We start from the raw sequence: 16,855 nt of genomic DNA, 5'->3' as shown, positions 1-16,855 counted from the left end.
CTTACCCATGGGATCTTGGCTCTCGACCCTTGCCGCGCCGCGCCCCGCCGTGTAGGGCAGGAGCCTGGAAACCCACGAACGGGAGGCGCGCCCGATGTCACGGCCGCTCATCATCGCCCCCTCGATCCTGTCGGCAGATTTCGCGCGCCTCGGCGCCGAGGTCGCGGACGTGGACGCGGCAGGCGCGGACTGGATCCATCTCGACGTGATGGACGGCCACTTCGTGCCCAACATCACGTTCGGCCCGCCAATCGTCTCCGCCATCCGTGACAGCTCGAAAAAGACCTTCGACTGCCACCTGATGATCGCGCCCGCCGATCCGTACATTGAGGCCTTCGCAAAGGCGGGCGCTGAGATCGTCACCGTCCACGCGGAAGCGGGCCCTCACCTCGACCGCTCGCTGCAAGCCATCCGCGCGGTGGGCTGCCGTGCAGGCATCTCCCTCAATCCCGGCACGCACGAGAGCGTAATCGAGCACGTCTTGGATCGCGTCGATCTCGTCCTGCTCATGACGGTCAATCCGGGCTTCGGCGGACAGGCGTTCATTCCCGCGCAGCTCGAAAAGATCCGCCGCGTGCGCCGGATGATCGGCGACCGGCCCATCGACCTCGAAGTGGACGGCGGCGTCACGCCTGAAACCGCAGCGCTCGTCGTCGAAGCGGGCGCCAACGTGCTCGTCGCAGGTTCCGCCGTCTTCAAGGGTGGCACCAAGGAAAGCTACGCCGCCAACATCAGAGCCATCCGCAGCGCGGCCGAACGAGCCCGCGCGGCAAAGTCGGCAGCCTGAAGCCGCGCCGCTCCGGCGCTCAAACCTCCAAGCAGCGAGGCCCCATGTTTCCGCTTTCGCACATGCTGAAATCGTTCGTCCGCAAGGGTACGCTCAAGGTCATCGACGCCGAAGGGCGCGTCCACATCTTCGGCGGACGAGAGCCCGGTCCTGACGTGACCATGCGGCTGACCGATCCCACACTCTATCGCACGCTCTTCACCAACCCGGAGCTGGCGGCGGGCGAAGCCTACATGGACGGCCGGATGCGCTTCGAGGGCTCGACGCTCCGCGACTTCCTCACGCTGTTCTCTGTCAACCGTCTTTCGCTGGGCTCGTATCCTCTGCAAAAGGCGCTGCGCAAAGTCTCGCGCGGGCTGAAGCGGTTCCAGCAAGCCAACCCCATCGGCAAGGCCCAGCAGAACGTCGCCCACCACTACGACATCGGCAACGAATTCTACCGCCTCTTCCTCGACCGCGGCATGCAGTATTCCTGCGCCTACTTCACGAGCGACGACAACACCCTCGAAGAGGCCCAGCAGAACAAGCTCCGCCTCATCGCGTCGAAATTGGCGCTGGAGCCCGGCCAGAAGGTGCTCGACATCGGCTGCGGCTGGGGCGACATGCTGCTCTATCTCGCGCGCCTGCAAGACATCCAGGCCGTCGGCGTCACCCTATCGAAGGAACAGTGCAAGCTCGCCAACGAAAAGGCGAAGGCGCTCGGCCTTGCCGACCGCGTCCGCTTCGAACTGCGCGACTACCGCGACTTGAACGAGCGCTTCGACCGCATCGTTTCCGTTGGCATGTTCGAGCACGTGGGCGTGGCCCACTACGACGAGTTTTTCGCCAAGGTGAACGACCTTCTGACCGACGACGGCGTGATGCTGCTTCACTCCATCGGCCACATGAGCCCTCCCGGAACGGCAAGCCCGTGGCTCCGGAAGTATATCTTCCCGGGCGCCTATTCGCCCGCGCTCTCCGAAGTCTTCACGCACGTGGAGCAGAACAGCCTGTGGGTGACGGATCTCGAATTCCTGCGCGTCCATTACGCGAAGACGCTCGCTCATTGGGTTACCCGCTTCGAGGCCAACCGCGCCAAGGTCGCCGAAATGTACGACGAGCGCTTCTGCCGGATGTGGGAGTTCTATCTGATCAGCTGCGAGATGATGTTCCGCACGGGCAGCCAGCTCGTCTTCCACATGCAGCTAGCGAAGACGCGCGATGCCGTGCCGATCGTGCGCGATTATATCATCGACACCCAGCGCGACTATGTGCGCCTCGAAGCCGAGCGGGGCATCGCCCCGCCCGAGCCGCAGCCGTTCGCGACGGCAAAAGAGCCCCAGCAGAGCTGAGGCTCGGGTAACGAAGCCGCTTGCGCGAAGCGGCTTCGTCAATCGCAATTGGGCCGATCAGTTCCAGGTGTGAAGCAGAACACGCCAGCCGTCTGCCGTGCGAACGAGCACGTTCACCCAGTTCCCGCCGTACTGCTTTGTCGAACCCTCGTCGGACGGACCGTTGAGCTGCCACGTGCCGGTCGCGACCCGCGTGTCTCCCTGGTCCAGCACCTTCTCGACGACGATCTTGTGATCGGCGAAGCCCTTCGATTGCAGATCGGCGAAGAACGCGCCGATAGCCTCCGGACCGCTGACCGCCTTGCCGCCCGCAGGCACGACCACGGCATCCTTGGCGTAAAAGCCGGAGAGCGCCTTCATGTCACGAGCGTTGAACGCTTCGTCCCATTTGCCGGCCCCCGCGCGAACCTCGGCGTCGTCCGCGAATGAGGGAGCGGCATAGAGCCCGGCCGAGAGTGCAATGAGTGCTGCGGCGAGAACGTTTCTGCAGGAATGAATGAATTTCGACATACCGAAACCTCCGTAAGGACCTTGCCTGACCGCCACGCGGCCCAGGACAAATTACCACTTGGTCATTAACGGAGTCGTTGGTGGACGAGCGAGGCCACGTTGTCAATGGAATGATCGGCCGGGCGCGATCCTGTCGCACCGGCAGCGAGCACACGTCTGTGCGAACAGCAGAGCAGTCCGTTGAGATCGTTCGGCGAGAGAGAAAGGGGCGCTCTACTGCCCCGCCCGCTCCGGAGCAGGCGGCACGCCATCGCGCTCGCAGTGATACGCCGGCGCGGCCACCCGGCTCCATACTTCAGTAGCGCCGAACAGCGGCAGGAACACGTACCCGCGCACCTTGATCTGCGTAGGGCTCAACACCTCCGCATAACCACTGAAGCTCATGCCGAGATCGGGCACATAGACGTTTCCGCCGCCCCACGTCCCGTCCGGTTGTTTCGTGAAACCCGTGATGACGTTCAGTCCGCAAACCTGCCGGTTCTGCAGCGAAGCCTCGGGATTGCGGAAATCCTTGAGCGGAAGCCGGTCCGGACCGTACGGCAGCCTGAGCCAAACCACCTTCGCGCACATCGCAGCGCCGCAGTTCCCGACCTCCAGCACCACTTCGCCGTCCGAGTCCATCCAGTATCCATCGAGTTCGGTGGCCGACGCCGAGCGCGCACCCAAGCCGATCAAAACGGCCAAGACGAGCGAAAGTGCGAAGCGATGCATGAAACCTGTCCCCGTGCGCGCTGAAACCGGCGTTCCTGGCTCCCGGAGCCACCTGCCGTGCCAATGGCTACCGTGCCGATATTGGCCAGTAACGTGGTGTTGTAAAGGCAGGCAATTCCCGCCACTCACCACGGCGCGCCTGACATGCTAAGCGAACCGGAATGACCGACACCACACCTCCGTTCTCTCTACGGCGATTCGCGCAAGCCTTGCCCATCGACGAGGCGCTGCCCGCGCTGACATCCGCGCTCGCGGCCGGACCCTCCGCGGTCCTCGTCGCCCCCCCAGGCGCCGGCAAGACGACGCGCGTCCCTCTCGCGCTCGATGGCGCGCCCTGGCTCGGCGGTGGCAAAATCCTCGTGCTCGAACCCCGCCGCCTCGCCGCCCGTAACGCCGCCGCCCGCATGGCTGCAACACTCGGCGAGGAGATCGGCGAAAGCGTCGGCCTGCGCGCCCGCCTCGAAACGCGCGTGTCGAAGAAAACGCGGATCGAAGTGCTGACCGAAGGCGTATTCACCCGCCTTATCCTCGACGACCCGGCGCTCGACGGCATCGGCGCCATCCTCTTCGACGAATTCCACGAGCGCTCGCTCGAAGCCGATCTCGGCCTCGCACTCGCCCGCGACACACAGACGAGCCTGCGCCCCGACCTGCGCCTCGTCGTCATGTCGGCGACCCTTGCGGGCAAGCCGGTCGCTGAATTGCTGGGCGGCGCTCCGCTCGTCACCAGCGAAGGCCGCAGCTTCCCCGTCGAAACGCGCTACCTCGGCAAAGATCCGACACGCCGCCTCGAAGACCGGATGGCGGATGCTATCGCGCGCGCACTGCGCGCCGAAACGGGATCCATTCTCGCGTTCCTCCCCGGCCAGGGCGAAATCCGCCGCACGGCCGAAAGCCTCCGCGAACGCCTCGACCCTGCGGACGCGATCGTCGCGCCCCTCTACGGCGCGCTCGACCGCCGCGACCAGGACCAGGCCATCGCACCAGCCCCGCCAGGCGCACGCAAGGTCGTGCTCGCGACCGCCATTGCCGAAACCTCGCTCACCATCGAGGGCATCCGCGTCGTGATCGACTGCGGCGTGGCCCGCGTGCCGCGCTACGACCCAGACGTGGGCATCACGCGCCTCGCGACCGTTCGTGTGTCCCGCGCCTCGGCCGATCAGCGCCGCGGCCGCGCCGGCCGTCTCGGCCTCGGCGTCTGCTACCGCCTCTGGGACGAAGCCGAGACCGCGAGCATGCCCGCCTTCGCGGAGCCCGAAATCCGCTCGGCCGACCTCGCACCGCTCCTGCTCGATTGCGCCGATTGGGGCGTCACCGATCCCTGGACGCTCTCCTGGCTGGATCCACCGGCAACGGCCGCCATCGATGCCGCGCGCGAAGAACTCACGAATCTCGGCGCACTCGACGCCGACGGCCGCCTCACGGAAACTGGCCGCAGCCTGCGCGCGCTGCCGCTTCCGCCGCGCCTTGCCGTCATGGTGATCCAAGCCGCCCGCGTCGGCGCGGAACGCCACGCAGCCGACATCGCCGCCGTCCTCGTCGAGCGCGGCCTCGGTGGCACGGGCGCGAACCTCGATCAGCGCATCGAAGCCTTTCGGCGCGACCGCACACCCCGCGCGACCGACATGCGCCGCCTTGCGGAGGGTTGGGCCAAGACGGCACGCGCCGCATCGCCCACCATCAATGACGCAAACGACGGCGAAGCCCCCTCCACGGCCGCCCTCCTCGCCCTCGCCTTCCCCGAACGCATCGCCAAGGCGCGCGGCCCTCACGGCCAATTCCTGCTCGCCAACGGCCGCGGCGCAACAATGGACGCCGCCGAGCCGCTTGCGCGGGCGCCGTTCCTCGTAATTGCCGAAATGCAGGGCACGGCCGCCGCAACGCGCATCCTGCTCGCGGCAGAAAGCAGCGACGCCGAAATCGCGCGTCTCGCCCGCAATCGCATCGCCGAACGTGAGGAAATCGTCTTCGACCCTGCCGCCGCAGCGATCCGCACCCGCCGCGTGCGCCGCCTGGATGCGATCACGTTATCGAGCGACCCGCGTCCGCCGGAACCGGGCCCCGAATCGGAAGCAGCCCTCGCTCAAGGTCTCGCAGCTCTCGGCGCCCAGCGCCTGCCGTGGACCAAACACCAGCACCAACTCCGCGACCGTGTCGCTTTCTTGAGAAACGCTGCAGAGGACGAGACATGGCCCGACCTGTCGGACGCAGCTCTCACAGCAGCACTTCCCGAGTGGCTCGGCCCTTACCTTTCTGGAAAGACGCGCCTAGCCGACATCGCCGCCGACGATCTCGCACAAGCATTGGATGGGCTGATCCCTTGGCCGCTCAAGCAGCGGCTCGACGCCGAGGCGCCGACGCATTTCGAGGCCCCCACCGGCCAGCGCCACCCCATCGACTACAACGGCCCCGGTGCGCCCGCACTCCATATCCGCGTCCAGGAGCTTTACAGCCTGACGCGCCACCCAACGGTGGCGGGTGGCCGGCTACCGCTCACGTTGCATCTGCTCTCGCCCGCCCATCGCCCGATACAGGTCACACGCGACCTGCCCGGATTTTGGAAAGGATCGTGGCAGTCCGTTAAAGCTGAGATGAAAGGCCGTTATCCGCGCCACCCGTGGCCCGACGACCCGGCCGCCACCGCACCGACGACCCGCGCGAAGCCGCGCGGCACCTGAAGCGCTCCCGACACCTGATCCGCTGCTCAGCGCCCGCCAGCATGCCGATAGCGCTTGGCCGGCTTTTTCTTGCCCCCGACCTCACCCGATTCCGCCAGCGCGTTGATACACGCCGGCCTCAGGTCGCGCCCCACGCTCCGCATGCAATCCCGCACGCCCTTGCTGCCCACAGGATGCGCGCTGCAATACTCCATATAGTCTGCACGGCAATGCTTACGCACATTTGGGCTATAGGCAGACGCCGCAGACGACACCGCGAGCGACAACGCAACCAACGCGGCAACCGGGAGAACGTGCTGCATCGAAATCTCCTGCATGGAGCTAAACCGGCCGGTAGCGGACCGGGTACCGGCACAAATCTTCTACGCACACGCAGGGGTAAACCTGCACGCGCCGCGGAAGTTTCCGAACACCAGGAAAATCACAGTGAATCTAGCAGGAAGCACGCAAATTTGCGAGCCTGATTAGGCTTGTTTGGTTCGTCGTTACAAAAGTGTTGCCATGAAGCCCGTGTCAGCGCGGATCGCGCCTGCTATAAGCCGCAAGTCGCGCGAGTCGAAGGGTTTGTCATGCTGCACTTCACCGTGCGGACGCTCGCTTCACCATCCAATGCGTCGAGGGGGAATACGATCGATGGTTCTGAAAGCTCCTGGCATCCTGACCTTCATGCTGTCGGTCATTCTGACCGTGCTCGCCATCGTCACATACGTCTTCGGCGCCGCCATCCCGATCATCTCGCAGCACGAGATCTGGGTCCTGCTGGTCGCCCAGTTCATCCTCATTTTCGGATGCATCATGCGCGGGCTTTAGAACCATTCCAGGCATCGCCCCGTCGGCGGGCGTTAAACCTGGATGCGTAGGGTCCCGGTCTTATCCGGTGTCAAGGCAACCGCATCGCCCGCTCTGTGCTTTTCTGTCGCGCGGCGTTCGGAACTCTGGCTCTGTCGCGTCGACCTGCACACATTGCCCCCATGATGATGATACGCAAAATGCAAACCGGCCCCTTTGCCGAGCGAGCGCGGCGATTGACGCGCGAGATCGCACTGGCCTGCGCCCTGACCTTTGCGGCTTTCGTATTCGGCGTCGCGGCGGTCTATCGCAACGCATCGGAAACGGCGTCGATCCCGGCTGCATCCTCCCAGGACCGCGCCGAAGACCATGCCCCGAGCGGGGCGCAGCCCGTCGATGGGCAAGCCACCGCGCCCAGCGGGACAACGACCAAGGATCTTTAGATCCGGATCGCTTGAGGCCCTTTAGCCTCAAGCCCAAACTGACCGCTCGTTAACCGGATGCCGTGGTCACGGGCTCTGCCCGCACGAGCCCCCGCACCGAATTCCCAACATAGACAGCGTCCGCACGCGCCAGGTCGTCGAGCGTAAGCACCGCTTCCACGGCCTTGCCCTGCGAGATCAAATCGCGGCGCAGCACACCCGGCAGAAGGCCGGACGATAGCGGCGGCGTCAGAAGTTTTCCGTCACGCTCGATGAAGACGTTCGTCCGGCTCCCCTCGGCCAACTCTCCCCGCTCGTTCAGATACAGCACCTCGTCGGCACCTTTGGTGTCGGCGTAGTGCTGCCACTCACGGTCATAGAGGTCACGCCGCGTCGTCTTGTGGAACAGAAACGGGTTGGCGCTATCCACCCGCGTATCCGAGATCGCATAGCGCATGACGGCGCGCGGCCCTTGCGCCGGCTGCTCGGCCACGGTGACCGACACGCTGCCATCTTCCGCCAACAGGAGCCGCACGCGAAGTCGTGCGTCCGTGCGGCCCTCCACCGCACGATCCAGCGCGTCACGCACGGCGCCCTCGTCATGCGCATAGCCGAAGTAGGCGGCCGACGCCTTGAGCCGCGCCAGATGCCCGTCGAGCAACCAGAACCCCTTGTCCGCTTCGTAAAGCAGCGTCTCGATCAACTCGAAGGTCTTCGGCGGATCGGTGAGGAACTTCATCTTTAGCAGGCACTCGGCGTATTCCTTCGCGCCGACGGAATCGTAGACGACGCCCGAGCCGATCCCCATCTCGCCCTGCCCGCCGCGGAAGATCACCGGCGTGCGGATCGCAACGTTGAACAGCGCCGCGCCGCCGGGCGTGATGTGGCCGATCGCGCCGCAGTAAACGCCACGCGGCTCCGTCTCGTAATCGCGGATCAGCTCCATCGCTCGGATCTTCGGCGCGCCGATCACCGACCCCGGCGGAAAAATCGCGCGGACCAGATCGCCGATGCCCAATCCGTCCTTCAGCGTCGCCTCGACGCCCGACGTCATCTGATGCAGCGTCCGGAACGTCTCGACGGTAAAGAGATCCGTCACGCCGACGCTGCCAACCTCCGCGATGCGTCCGAGGTCGTTGCGCATCAGATCGACGATCATGAGGTTTTCGGCGCGCTGCTTGATGTCCGTCGAAAGCACGCGGCGGGCTTCCGCGTCCGCTTCAGGCGTCCCTGCGCGCGGCGCCGTCCCCTTCATCGGCCGCGTAGAAACCACGCGCCCCTCTTTTTCGATGAACAGCTCCGGGCTCGCCGAAAGCACCGTGACTTCGCCCGTATCGACGATCCCGGCATAGGCCACGCGCTGGCGACGGCGCATATCGCGATAGAACGTCAGCGGCGAGCCTTCGAGCCGGAAGCGCGCCTTGAACGTCAGGTTGAGCTGATAGATGTCGCCCGCGCGGATCTTCTCCTGCACGGCGGCAAAACGCGTTTCGTATTCCTGCTGGTCCCAAGCCGTCGAGACGGACGTGAACTGGTAGGAGCCGCTCTTCGTGTGCGTACCGAGCCAGTGGTCGACCTCCGCCTCGTTCATCGCCCTCGGCGCGTCGTAGAATCCGAACCAGAGCAGCGGCACGTTCCGGCCTTCCGGCAGGAGATCCCGGATCTTGGGCTCCAAAACATATCCAAGCTCGTAAGCGAAATATCCGGCCGCATGGAGCCCCTCTGCCGCCCCCGCTTCGAGCCGCGCAAGCGCCGGCCCCACCTCGTCCGGCGTCATCGCCGAGACGATCTCCTTCGGGTTGGAAAAAAGCAGCGTAGGGGCGCCCGTCCCGGCGCTGTTGTCGAGAAGAACGAACGTCTCCTCCAACCGCGTCTCGGAGGCCTTGGCCCGCGTTCCGTCGGCACGGTTGTGATCGGCTGCAGTCATCGGCGGAAAGTCTCGTCTCGGTTTAGGGTCGAACCCGAGCTTATACGAAAGATTCCGGCCCGTGGGTCGCCCAGAAACGTTCCGGAGCACGCTGTCCCTTGCGCCGGATCAAGGCTGTTGCGAAACCGTGCGGGCAGGGGTTCACAAACACGAAAATCGTGCTATAGACCTCGCCGAGAGCCGCCCCACGAGCGGTCTCTTCGAACGGGCCGGTTCCTTTTGAGGACCTTGGGCCCAGATCAAGCCCCAAGACCGCAAGGTTGGCCGGATCGTTCGATGCGACGAGACAGCGTCCCCATTCCAGGTGGCATGTCTGGTCGAAAAGCGTGTGGTGACGCGGGATGGAGCAGCCCGGTAGCTCGTCAGGCTCATAACCTGAAGGTCGTAGGTTCAAATCCTACTCCCGCAACCAAACACAAACAGCCCGGCTTCGGCCGGGTTTTTTGTTGGGCTGCGGGAATCTGGTGAATGAACCTAACAGGGCCCCGGCAAGGTGCGGAGCACCGCCGCTGGGACAAACGAGCTCAAATCCTACTCCCGCAACCAACACCGCAGTAACAAGCCCGGCTTAGGCCGGGCTTTTGCGTTTTGGGCCGGATCTCGCATCCTGAGCCATTCTCTCGCCTTCCCGACGAAATAGCTCTCTCGCACGGCGCGCTCGCAAATGCGGCATCGTGCCTCTCATCTCGACCGGCCTCACTCCACGGCCGCCTCGTCCCACGGCCCGCGCCCAGCGGCCCTCAAGCGGAGACGCCTTCGTGACATCGAACATCTATTCAACATCACGCCGCCAGATCCTTACGCTCGCCGCAGCCTCCGGCATCGCAATCGGCACATCCGCTCTGTTCGGCGCGTCCCCCACGCGCGCAAACGAGCGTTTCAAAATCGGCACCATCGGCTCCGGCAACCTCGGCGGCGCCATCGGCGCGCTGTGGGTCAAGGCGGGCCACGAAGTGATGTTTTCCTCGCGCAATCCCGAAAACCTGAAGCCGCTTATCGAACAGCTCGGGCCGCTTGCGCACGCCGGCACGGTGGAGGAAGCCATCCGCTTCGGCGAGGACGCCGTCCTCCTGGCGATCCCCTATCAGTCCTATCCCGAAGCGGGCAAAGCCTACGCCGAAGCCCTCAAAGGCAAAGTCGTGCTGGATGCCGGAAACGCAAACCGCAGCACGCTGTTCGAGGAAGCCAAGCAGAACGGCATCGGCATGACGTCGGCGAAATATTTCCCCGGCGCGCGCATCGTGCGTGCCTTCAACGCCGCCAACCACCGCATCTTTACGAGCAACGCCAACCGGCCCGCGCCCCGCATGGCGGTTCCCATCGCAGGCGATGACGCAAACGCCATCGAGGTTGCGAAGAAACTGGTCGATGCCGCTGGTTTCGATCCGCTCGTCGTCGGCGGCCTCAAGGACGCAGACAAGTTTGCCATGGGCACCGACGGCTTCGGACACGTCCTCTCCGCTGACGAACTCACCGAAAAGCTCGGGATCGCCGCACCGGCTCGCTAAACCTTGCGATCACCTAAAACGGAACGGAGGCGATGCGCGCAACGGCGTGCATCGCCTCCATCGTCCGCGACGCACGCTCCAAACGTTGACTTGGATCAAAGCTGCGCCACTATCCGCATTTGTATGCCTTGAAGACGGCAGCCGCGATGCCCGCGGATGTGTGCCGACGCAGAAGGAGACGAAAGCCGGGATGGGGCAGGACAACCGACCGACGACGGAGACCGCGCTGCCCCGCGTGCATCAGAAGCCCTGGCACACCGTCCCCGCAGAAGACGTTTTCGACGCGCTCGATACCCAGCCGGACGGCCTGTCCGAAGAGCACGCAAAAGCGCGCCTCGAACGCTACGGAGAGAATGTGCTGCCCGAGGCCGCTGGCCGCCACCCGGTGCTGCGCTTTCTCAATCAGTTTCACAACACGCTGATCTACTTCCTGATCGCGGCCGCCGTCGCGGCCTGGGCACTCGGCCACGCGGTCGACGCCGCCGTCATCCTCGCCGTCGTCACCATCAACGCCGTCGTCGGCTTCATCCAGGAGGGCAAGGCGGAACAAGCGCTGAATGCGATTCGCAATCTCGTCTCGCCCAAAGCCTCCGTCATGCGCGGCGGACATCGCACCACGCTGCCCGCAGCCCAACTCGTGCCCGGAGACGTCGTGCTGCTGGAGGCCGGCGACCAGGCCTCCGCCGACATGCGCCTCGTTCGCACGCGCAGCCTGCTGATCGACGAGGCGATCCTGACCGGAGAATCCGTCACCTCAGAAAAGCAGCAAAACCCCGTAGAAGCCGAAGCACCGCTCGGCGACCGTACCTGCATGGCCTTTTCCGGCACGCTGGTCGCGGCGGGCCAGGGCACCGGCGTCGTCGTCGCCACAGGAAGCGAAACCGAGATCGGCCGTATCAGTACGCTGATGGGGCAGGTCGAGGATCTCACAACACCCCTCCTTCGCCAGATCAACCGCTTCGGCCGCCTCTTCACGCTGGTCACGTTCGTCGGCGCCGCGCTCTTATTTGCATTCGCGACGCTCGTGCGCGGCGACGCTTGGGATTCCGCACTCCTCGTCGTCGTGGCGCTGGCCGTCGCGGCTGTGCCGGAAGGCCTGCCAGCCGTCATCACCATCACGTTGGCCATCGGCGTGCAGCGCATGGCCGCCCGCCATGCGATCATCCGCCGCCTGCCCGCCGTCGAGACGCTCGGCTCCACCTCCGTGATCTGCTCCGACAAGACCGGCACGCTGACCCGCAACGAGATGACCGCGCGCCGCATCGTCACGGCCGGCCACGAACTCGTCGTCGAAGGCGTCGGCTACGAACCCGTCGGCTCGTTCCTTGTCGGCACCGAAAAAATAGCTTTCCCCCGCCCATCGCCAGCCATCTCGTCCGCTGCGCCGTGCTCTGCAACGACGCGCGCCTGCTCGAAAAGAGCGGCCAATGGCACGTCGAGGGCGACCCGATGGAAGGCGCACTCGTCGCACTTGCGATAAAGGCCGGCGTCGGCCCCGACGAGCACCGGCGCAACTGGGAACGCATCGACGAAATCCCGTTCGACGCCGAGCACCGCTTCATGGCGTCGCTTCATCGCGTGCCGGAAGAAGACCACATCATCTTCGTCAAAGGCGCACCCGAGCGCCTGCTCGAAATGTGCGACCGTGAAGCCCGCCTCGACGGCGACGCCCCACTCGACAAGGCCTACTGGACAGATCGGATCGCCGAAGCCGCCTCCCACGGCGAGCGTATCCTGGGCTTCGCATCGAAGCCCGCGACCGCAGGCGATCTCGAATTCAGCCACGTGGAAAACGGCCTCGTCTTCCTGGGCCTCGCAGGCTTCATCGATCCCCCGCGCGAGGAAGCGATCAGGGCCGTCGCCGAATGCCGTTCGGCCGGCATCGCGGTCAAGATGATCACCGGCGACCACGCCGCAACCGCGACCGCCATCGCCCACCAGCTCGGCCTTTCCGAAAATCCGAAAGTGATCACCGGCGCCGAGCTCGAAGCCGTGAGCGACGCCGATCTGCCGAAGATCGCCGAAGAAACGACGGTGTTCGCCCGCACCAACCCGGAGCACAAGCTCAGGATCGTGCGCGCCCTTCAGGCGGACGGCGACATCGTCGCGATGACGGGCGACGGCGTGAATGACGCACCGGCCTTGAAGCAGGCCGACGTCGGCATCGCCATGGGCCGCAAAGGAACGGAAGCCGCCAAGCAGGCGTCGCAGATGGTGCTCGTCGACGACAATTTCGCCACCATCGTCGCCGCCGTCCACGAAGGCCGCACCGTCTTCGACAACATTCAGAAAGTGATCGCGTGGACGATCCCCACAAACGGGGGATTGGCCATCGCGATCATCGCCACCATGCTGCTCGGGCTCACGATCCCGGCCACACCCGTCCAGATTCTCTGGATCAACATGATCACCACCGTAACGCTTGGCCTAGTGCTCGCGTTCGAGCCGTCGGAACCCGGCGTCATGCTGCGCCCCCCGCGCCGGCCCGGCACGTCCCTGCTCACAGGCTTCCTTGTCTGGCGCATCGCGTTCGTATCGCTTCTATTCGTCGGGGGCGCCTTCGGCACGTACGCCTGGGCCATGAGCCGCGGGCTCGATGTGGAAACCGCACGCACCATGGTCGTGAACGTGCTCGTGGTGCTGCAGATCTTCTATCTCTTCAACGTGCGCTTCCTGCATCAGACATCCCTCACCCTTACCGGCGCCCTCGGCACCAGGCCCGTCCTCGTCGCCTTGAGCGCCGTCGTCGTCGCGCAGTTTGCCTTCACATATGCGCCCGTCATGCAGACCTTGTTCGACACGCGGCCGGTTTCCTTCACGGACGGCTTAGTCATTCTCGGAACCGGCGTGCTGCTCTTGATCGTTCTCGAAGTGGAGAAGGTGCTGTTCCGCCGCTGGGGCTTCCTGGACGACGCGACGCCGGCGTAAGCATCCCATCCCGAGCGACCGCAAGCGACGAAGCGCGCGCCCTCACCCCGAGAGCACCGCACTCCCGCAGGAAATCCCGTGCACGCGCACATCCACCTCACCGAGAGAAACGCCGAGCAATTCGAGCAGCGGCACAAGCAAGCCGTCCAATGTCGCCGTCACGGGCGTCAGCAGACCGATCACGAGACTCTTGATCGCACCGACCGAAAGACCGAGGCCAAACCCTCCGATCTCCACATTGAGATTGGCCGACTGCAACAGACTGCCGGTGAGCGACGACAAATGATCTCGAACGGAGACGGTCTTGACCTCGCGCGCATCGACGTCCCTCTGCGTGAAGCGCAGATCGTCGCCAACGGCGTGGCTCATCTCTGCATAGGCGCGGCCCGTAACCGTAATAGGAAACGCTTGAACGATATTGCCGCGCGCCACCCCGCCACCGGAGTTGAACGCCGCTAAGCCGCCCGCCGGCACATCCCCGATCCACGCTTTCACGACGGCGGGGCGCGCCGTGACAACCGCCTGCGCACCATCCCCAGATGGACCTTGGCACGTCACCGACTTGAGACGGGCCTCCGCGCTTGCGAGCTCGATGTAGATCGGCAGGCGCACCCGAACACCGGCAAGCAAGCCCGTCCCGCCGACCTCCGCGACGAGCCGAAGCCGCGTCTGCGCGGTCCTGACCGTCGCGCCCGCCTGCCCCGTCGTCACCCAACCCGAATGTTGCGCGGGCTCTCCAATTGCAACATCGAGCGTAAGCGCGAGAAGCCCCGGAACCGCGGCTCCGAGGTTGACGGCCACTTGCCGATTTCCGTTCGCCAGTTGCGCAACCGCATTGACCAGCGACATCGCGTCAAGCTCGGCGCCAAGCCCCGTATGCGCCGGCCCCACCTCGGCGTGCGCCAACGGCCCGAGATCGACGAGCGCATCCAGCGGCACCGTCAGCGACGCATCCGCCCGCGATGCAAGCGTCGTCACCACAGAAGCCGCCGCCGTGTCGCCTTGGGTGTGAGCCGCCGTTGCCACGGCTCTCAGCGCCTGACGAATGCCCACGTCCGCATCGAGCACATCTCCATACGTCCCCGCTGTGATGTCGAGTTCCGTCGCCAGTGCCGACAGAAAATCCAACAGCCGCACCTCGGCGTTCACCAGCGCTTCGTAATCCATCACAGAGAGCGTGACGCTTCCGCCGAGAAGCGCGCCGAGAACAGCGTTGGCCAACCCGCCGCGCACGGCGAGAAGCCGGCTGCCGATAGAGAATGTCGCGCGGGCATCCGTGCTGCCCATGGCCGACACAGAAATCTCAGGCTCCGCCATAAACGATTTCGCGAAATAGAGCTGCCCCGGCGCCGCCACCTCGATACGCACCGCGTTGAAGGGCTCCCGGCCCGCCTCGAAGCGGGCATCGGGCGCAAGCGCACGATCGCGCTCATACCGCCCCTTCACCACGGACAGCGTGCGGACCGCGCCGAAGCCGTTGGCCGTGAGCGTCGCCCGCGCCGCCGCTTCCGCCCGGTCGAGATCGCTCGCCGCCGCGACCGCTGCGAGATCCGCCGCGCCCTGCATCGTGCGCCGTTCGAGATAAAGCGATCCCACATCGATAGCGAGCGCGCAGAGGCTCACGGCGACTGTGAGAAACAACGCCAGGACGACCCCGATTGAGCCCGCGCTGTCGGACAACAGTCTACGCACATAGGACCGCTCCATCTTGAAAGCTCCTCAATATCCGCCGCGCTTGACGACGGCGGCCCGCTCGATAGTTTTGCTGGGAAGGGGAACGAGGCCGGAAAGAACCCAGATCGGCAGATCGGCGGAATCGAAGGCAACACGCACTTCGAATTGCGAAGGATCGGCACCGAGCGATGCAGCGAACACCGAAATGCGATCGAGATTAAGCAGAGGATAAGCTCCTCCGCTTGCCGACACATGCGCGCGCGCGATTGACGCCCGCTCGGCATCGTCGAGACCGCCGACGGACGCGCGCGCGGCATCGGCCGCGAGTTGTTGAACGGAATGCGCCGCGCCGAAATAGATGCCGTAAGCCAAAAGGCCCATGAAGAAGATCAGCGCCACCGGAAAGATGAGCGCAAACTCGACGGCGATAGAACCGTCCTGCGTAGCGCCGAAACGACGAAACGAAATTTTGCGTCCACCTGTCATCACTCTGGTCCTTTCGGAAATCAGGACTGCAAGCCTACAGGCGCGAAGATGAATCACACGTTTTCCCGGAACACGGCGACGAACTGAATCGACGAACACAATGAGCGCCGTACTAAAAGGCAATAAGCTGTTCTTCGAAGAATGCCTGTCCTCCTACCTCCTGCGTAAGACGGAGGGCATACCGGCGAACGAGCGCCGCGCAACGGTGATGCGAAAGACACCCATCAGCTATAGCGAACGAGATAGCATTCGCTACGCATGAAGCAGCGCGCCACGCGCCATTCGAGCACATCGTCGTGATCGGAGAAGATCACCCGATCCAGCCGCAACAGCGGCGTCTTCTCGGCGACGCCGAGCGCCTCCGCATCTTCCGCGTCCGCAAGAGCGATATCCACCCGCTCGTCGGCGTGGCCGAGCAGAATGGAATTGAGCTGCGCCAGCGCCGACAATCGGTAGCTGCCGAAATCCTCAGGAAGCCGGCCGAAAAATTTCGCGGGCAAGAGGCATGTCTCGGCCATGAACGCTTGGTTCTTGTGCTCGCGCACGCGCTCCACCCGGATCAGTTCGTCGCCCCTTCGCACACCCAGGCGGGCAGCCTCGTCCGGCCCTGCCTCAACGCGCGAGATCCTGCGCGCCCTTTTCTGCCCGACGACGCGCTGCCCTTCGAAATTGTGGAACGAGGAAAATGGAAACGTCGTCTCGGCGGCATAGTCGTTGACGAACGTCCCCCGCCCCTGCCGCCGCGTGACGATGCGCTCGTCTTCCATCAAATCCAGGGCTTTGCGCACGGTCCCGATGCTGATGCCAAGCTGCTGCGCAAGCTGCGTTTCGTTAGGCAGCGTCGATCCCGGCTTCCAATGGCCAACGACAATCCGTTGAACGAGCACATCGCGCACCTGCAAATATAGAGGCCGCGCCGCAAGACGAGTCTCAAGATCTGGCATTCCACCCCCCAGGATCAAAAAGAGCTGCACGACGAGCGCACGTAAACGGATAGATCCCATACGGATCATCGCAAATCCGCGCGTGTGCCCGGCCAAAAAACTCTAGGGGTGGGAATACTTTTATGCAACCATAAATTGTATTTCGCGTCACAACTCCACA

General features: G+C 64.7%; 15 protein-coding genes and 1 tRNA gene. 9 read left to right on the top strand and 7 right to left on the bottom strand.

Annotation, left to right across the window (positions count from 1 at the left end):
• Nucleotides 1–94: 94 nt before the first annotated feature.
• Together rpe and W911_RS05735 are read left to right on the top strand one after the other, a co-directional pair.
• Complete coding sequence (gene rpe, locus W911_RS05740) at nucleotides 95–787, top strand: ribulose-phosphate 3-epimerase (RefSeq protein ID WP_023786574.1); 693 nt, start codon at nucleotides 95–97, stop codon at nucleotides 785–787.
• 44 nt (nucleotides 788–831) lie between these two features.
• Entirely contained in the window at nucleotides 832–2,118 is a 1,287-nt protein-coding gene (locus tag W911_RS05735) for an SAM-dependent methyltransferase (RefSeq protein ID WP_023786573.1), read from the top strand.
• Nucleotides 2,119–2,175: 57 nt separating this feature from the next.
• Here the strand turns inward: W911_RS05735 and W911_RS05730 are convergent, their stop codons facing one another.
• Together W911_RS05730 and W911_RS17215 are read right to left on the bottom strand one after the other, a co-directional pair.
• Nucleotides 2,176–2,628: a YybH family protein gene (locus W911_RS05730; RefSeq protein ID WP_023786572.1), complete on the bottom strand. Its 453-nt coding sequence runs from the start codon at nucleotides 2,626–2,628 to the stop codon at nucleotides 2,176–2,178.
• Between the two features lie 213 nt (nucleotides 2,629–2,841).
• Entirely contained in the window at nucleotides 2,842–3,339 is a 498-nt protein-coding gene (locus W911_RS17215) for a DUF2147 domain-containing protein (protein WP_023786571.1), read from the bottom strand.
• 161 nt (nucleotides 3,340–3,500) lie between these two features.
• On the opposite strand from W911_RS17215, the gene hrpB reads away from it, so the two are divergent.
• Nucleotides 3,501–6,017 (top strand): ATP-dependent helicase HrpB, encoded by a 2,517-nt coding sequence (gene hrpB / locus W911_RS05720; protein WP_023786570.1) that lies wholly within the window; start codon nucleotides 3,501–3,503, stop codon nucleotides 6,015–6,017.
• Between the two features lie 26 nt (nucleotides 6,018–6,043).
• On the opposite strand, the gene W911_RS05715 is transcribed toward hrpB, so the two are convergent.
• Nucleotides 6,044–6,319, bottom strand: a complete 276-nt coding sequence (locus W911_RS05715; RefSeq protein ID WP_023786569.1) for a hypothetical protein — start codon at nucleotides 6,317–6,319, stop codon at nucleotides 6,044–6,046.
• A 331-nt stretch (nucleotides 6,320–6,650) separates the two neighbouring features.
• Here W911_RS05715 and W911_RS18445 point away from each other — a divergent pair, with 331 nt between their 5' ends.
• Complete coding sequence (locus W911_RS18445) at nucleotides 6,651–6,827, top strand: hypothetical protein (protein ID WP_023786568.1); 177 nt, start codon at nucleotides 6,651–6,653, stop codon at nucleotides 6,825–6,827.
• Between the two features lie 215 nt (nucleotides 6,828–7,042).
• On the top strand, nucleotides 7,043–7,249 hold the full coding sequence (locus W911_RS05705) for a hypothetical protein (RefSeq protein WP_210163475.1): 207 nt from the start codon (nucleotides 7,043–7,045) through the stop codon (nucleotides 7,247–7,249).
• Between the two features lie 49 nt (nucleotides 7,250–7,298).
• On the opposite strand, the gene pabB is transcribed toward W911_RS05705, so the two are convergent.
• Nucleotides 7,299–9,155: an aminodeoxychorismate synthase component I gene (gene pabB / locus W911_RS05700; RefSeq protein ID WP_023786566.1), complete on the bottom strand. Its 1,857-nt coding sequence runs from the start codon at nucleotides 9,153–9,155 to the stop codon at nucleotides 7,299–7,301.
• A 335-nt stretch (nucleotides 9,156–9,490) separates the two neighbouring features.
• Between pabB and W911_RS05690 the strand changes: the two genes are divergently transcribed.
• The 4 genes from W911_RS05690 (at nucleotide 9,491) to W911_RS18675 (ending at nucleotide 13,591) form a co-directional block, all read left to right on the top strand.
• Nucleotides 9,491–9,567: transfer RNA gene (locus W911_RS05690), tRNA-Met, on the top strand.
• Between the two features lie 415 nt (nucleotides 9,568–9,982).
• Nucleotides 9,983–10,663: an NADPH-dependent F420 reductase gene (locus W911_RS05685; protein WP_425277589.1), complete on the top strand. Its 681-nt coding sequence runs from the start codon at nucleotides 9,983–9,985 to the stop codon at nucleotides 10,661–10,663.
• 190 nt (nucleotides 10,664–10,853) lie between these two features.
• On the top strand, nucleotides 10,854–12,143 hold the full coding sequence (locus tag W911_RS18680) for a cation-translocating P-type ATPase (protein WP_244438613.1): 1,290 nt from the start codon (nucleotides 10,854–10,856) through the stop codon (nucleotides 12,141–12,143).
• On the top strand, nucleotides 12,050–13,591 hold the full coding sequence (locus W911_RS18675) for an HAD-IC family P-type ATPase (protein ID WP_244438611.1): 1,542 nt from the start codon (nucleotides 12,050–12,052) through the stop codon (nucleotides 13,589–13,591). The genes W911_RS18680 and W911_RS18675 overlap by 94 nt, the downstream gene beginning before the upstream one ends.
• 42 nt (nucleotides 13,592–13,633) lie before the next feature.
• Here W911_RS18675 and W911_RS05675 read toward each other — a convergent pair whose 3' ends face one another.
• The 3 genes from W911_RS05675 to W911_RS05665 all read right to left on the bottom strand — a co-directional run bounded on the left by W911_RS05675 (nucleotide 13,634) and on the right by W911_RS05665 (nucleotide 16,695).
• Complete coding sequence (locus tag W911_RS05675; protein WP_041316332.1) at nucleotides 13,634–15,298, bottom strand: pilus assembly protein TadG-related protein; 1,665 nt, start codon at nucleotides 15,296–15,298, stop codon at nucleotides 13,634–13,636.
• Between the two features lie 12 nt (nucleotides 15,299–15,310).
• Nucleotides 15,311–15,751, bottom strand: a complete 441-nt coding sequence (locus W911_RS05670; RefSeq protein ID WP_023786563.1) for a TadE/TadG family type IV pilus assembly protein — start codon at nucleotides 15,749–15,751, stop codon at nucleotides 15,311–15,313.
• A 224-nt stretch (nucleotides 15,752–15,975) separates the two neighbouring features.
• Entirely contained in the window at nucleotides 15,976–16,695 is a 720-nt protein-coding gene (locus W911_RS05665; RefSeq protein WP_081717820.1) for a GntR family transcriptional regulator, read from the bottom strand.
• Nucleotides 16,696–16,855: the final 160 nt, after the last annotated feature.

Origin of the sequence: Hyphomicrobium nitrativorans NL23, from assembly GCF_000503895.1 — a bacterium.
Lineage (GTDB): Bacteria > Pseudomonadota > Alphaproteobacteria > Rhizobiales > Hyphomicrobiaceae > Hyphomicrobium_C > Hyphomicrobium_C nitrativorans.
Note: the sequence above shows the minus strand (reverse complement) of the source record. Positions and strands in the feature narration are given on the sequence as shown.

Bases quoted from the DNA above. Each gene is read 5' to 3' on its own strand.
- rpe (WP_023786574.1), top strand. From the start codon at position 95: ATGTCACGGCCGCTCATCATCGCCCCCTCGATCCTGTCGGCAGATTTC.
- W911_RS05735 (WP_023786573.1), top strand. From the start codon at position 832: ATGTTTCCGCTTTCGCACATGCTGAAATCGTTCGTCCGCAAGGGTACG.
- W911_RS05730 (WP_023786572.1), bottom strand. From the start codon at position 2,628: ATGTCGAAATTCATTCATTCCTGCAGAAACGTTCTCGCCGCAGCACTC.
- W911_RS17215 (WP_023786571.1), bottom strand. From the start codon at position 3,339: ATGCATCGCTTCGCACTTTCGCTCGTCTTGGCCGTTTTGATCGGCTTG.
- hrpB (WP_023786570.1), top strand. From the start codon at position 3,501: ATGACCGACACCACACCTCCGTTCTCTCTACGGCGATTCGCGCAAGCC.
- W911_RS05715 (WP_023786569.1), bottom strand. From the start codon at position 6,319: ATGCAGCACGTTCTCCCGGTTGCCGCGTTGGTTGCGTTGTCGCTCGCG.
- W911_RS18445 (WP_023786568.1), top strand. From the start codon at position 6,651: ATGGTTCTGAAAGCTCCTGGCATCCTGACCTTCATGCTGTCGGTCATT.
- pabB (WP_023786566.1), bottom strand. From the start codon at position 9,155: ATGACTGCAGCCGATCACAACCGTGCCGACGGAACGCGGGCCAAGGCC.
- W911_RS18680 (WP_244438613.1), top strand. From the start codon at position 10,854: ATGGGGCAGGACAACCGACCGACGACGGAGACCGCGCTGCCCCGCGTG.
- W911_RS05675 (WP_041316332.1), bottom strand. From the start codon at position 15,298: ATGGAGCGGTCCTATGTGCGTAGACTGTTGTCCGACAGCGCGGGCTCA.
- W911_RS05670 (WP_023786563.1), bottom strand. From the start codon at position 15,751: ATGACAGGTGGACGCAAAATTTCGTTTCGTCGTTTCGGCGCTACGCAG.
- W911_RS05665 (WP_081717820.1), bottom strand. From the start codon at position 16,695: ATGCCAGATCTTGAGACTCGTCTTGCGGCGCGGCCTCTATATTTGCAG.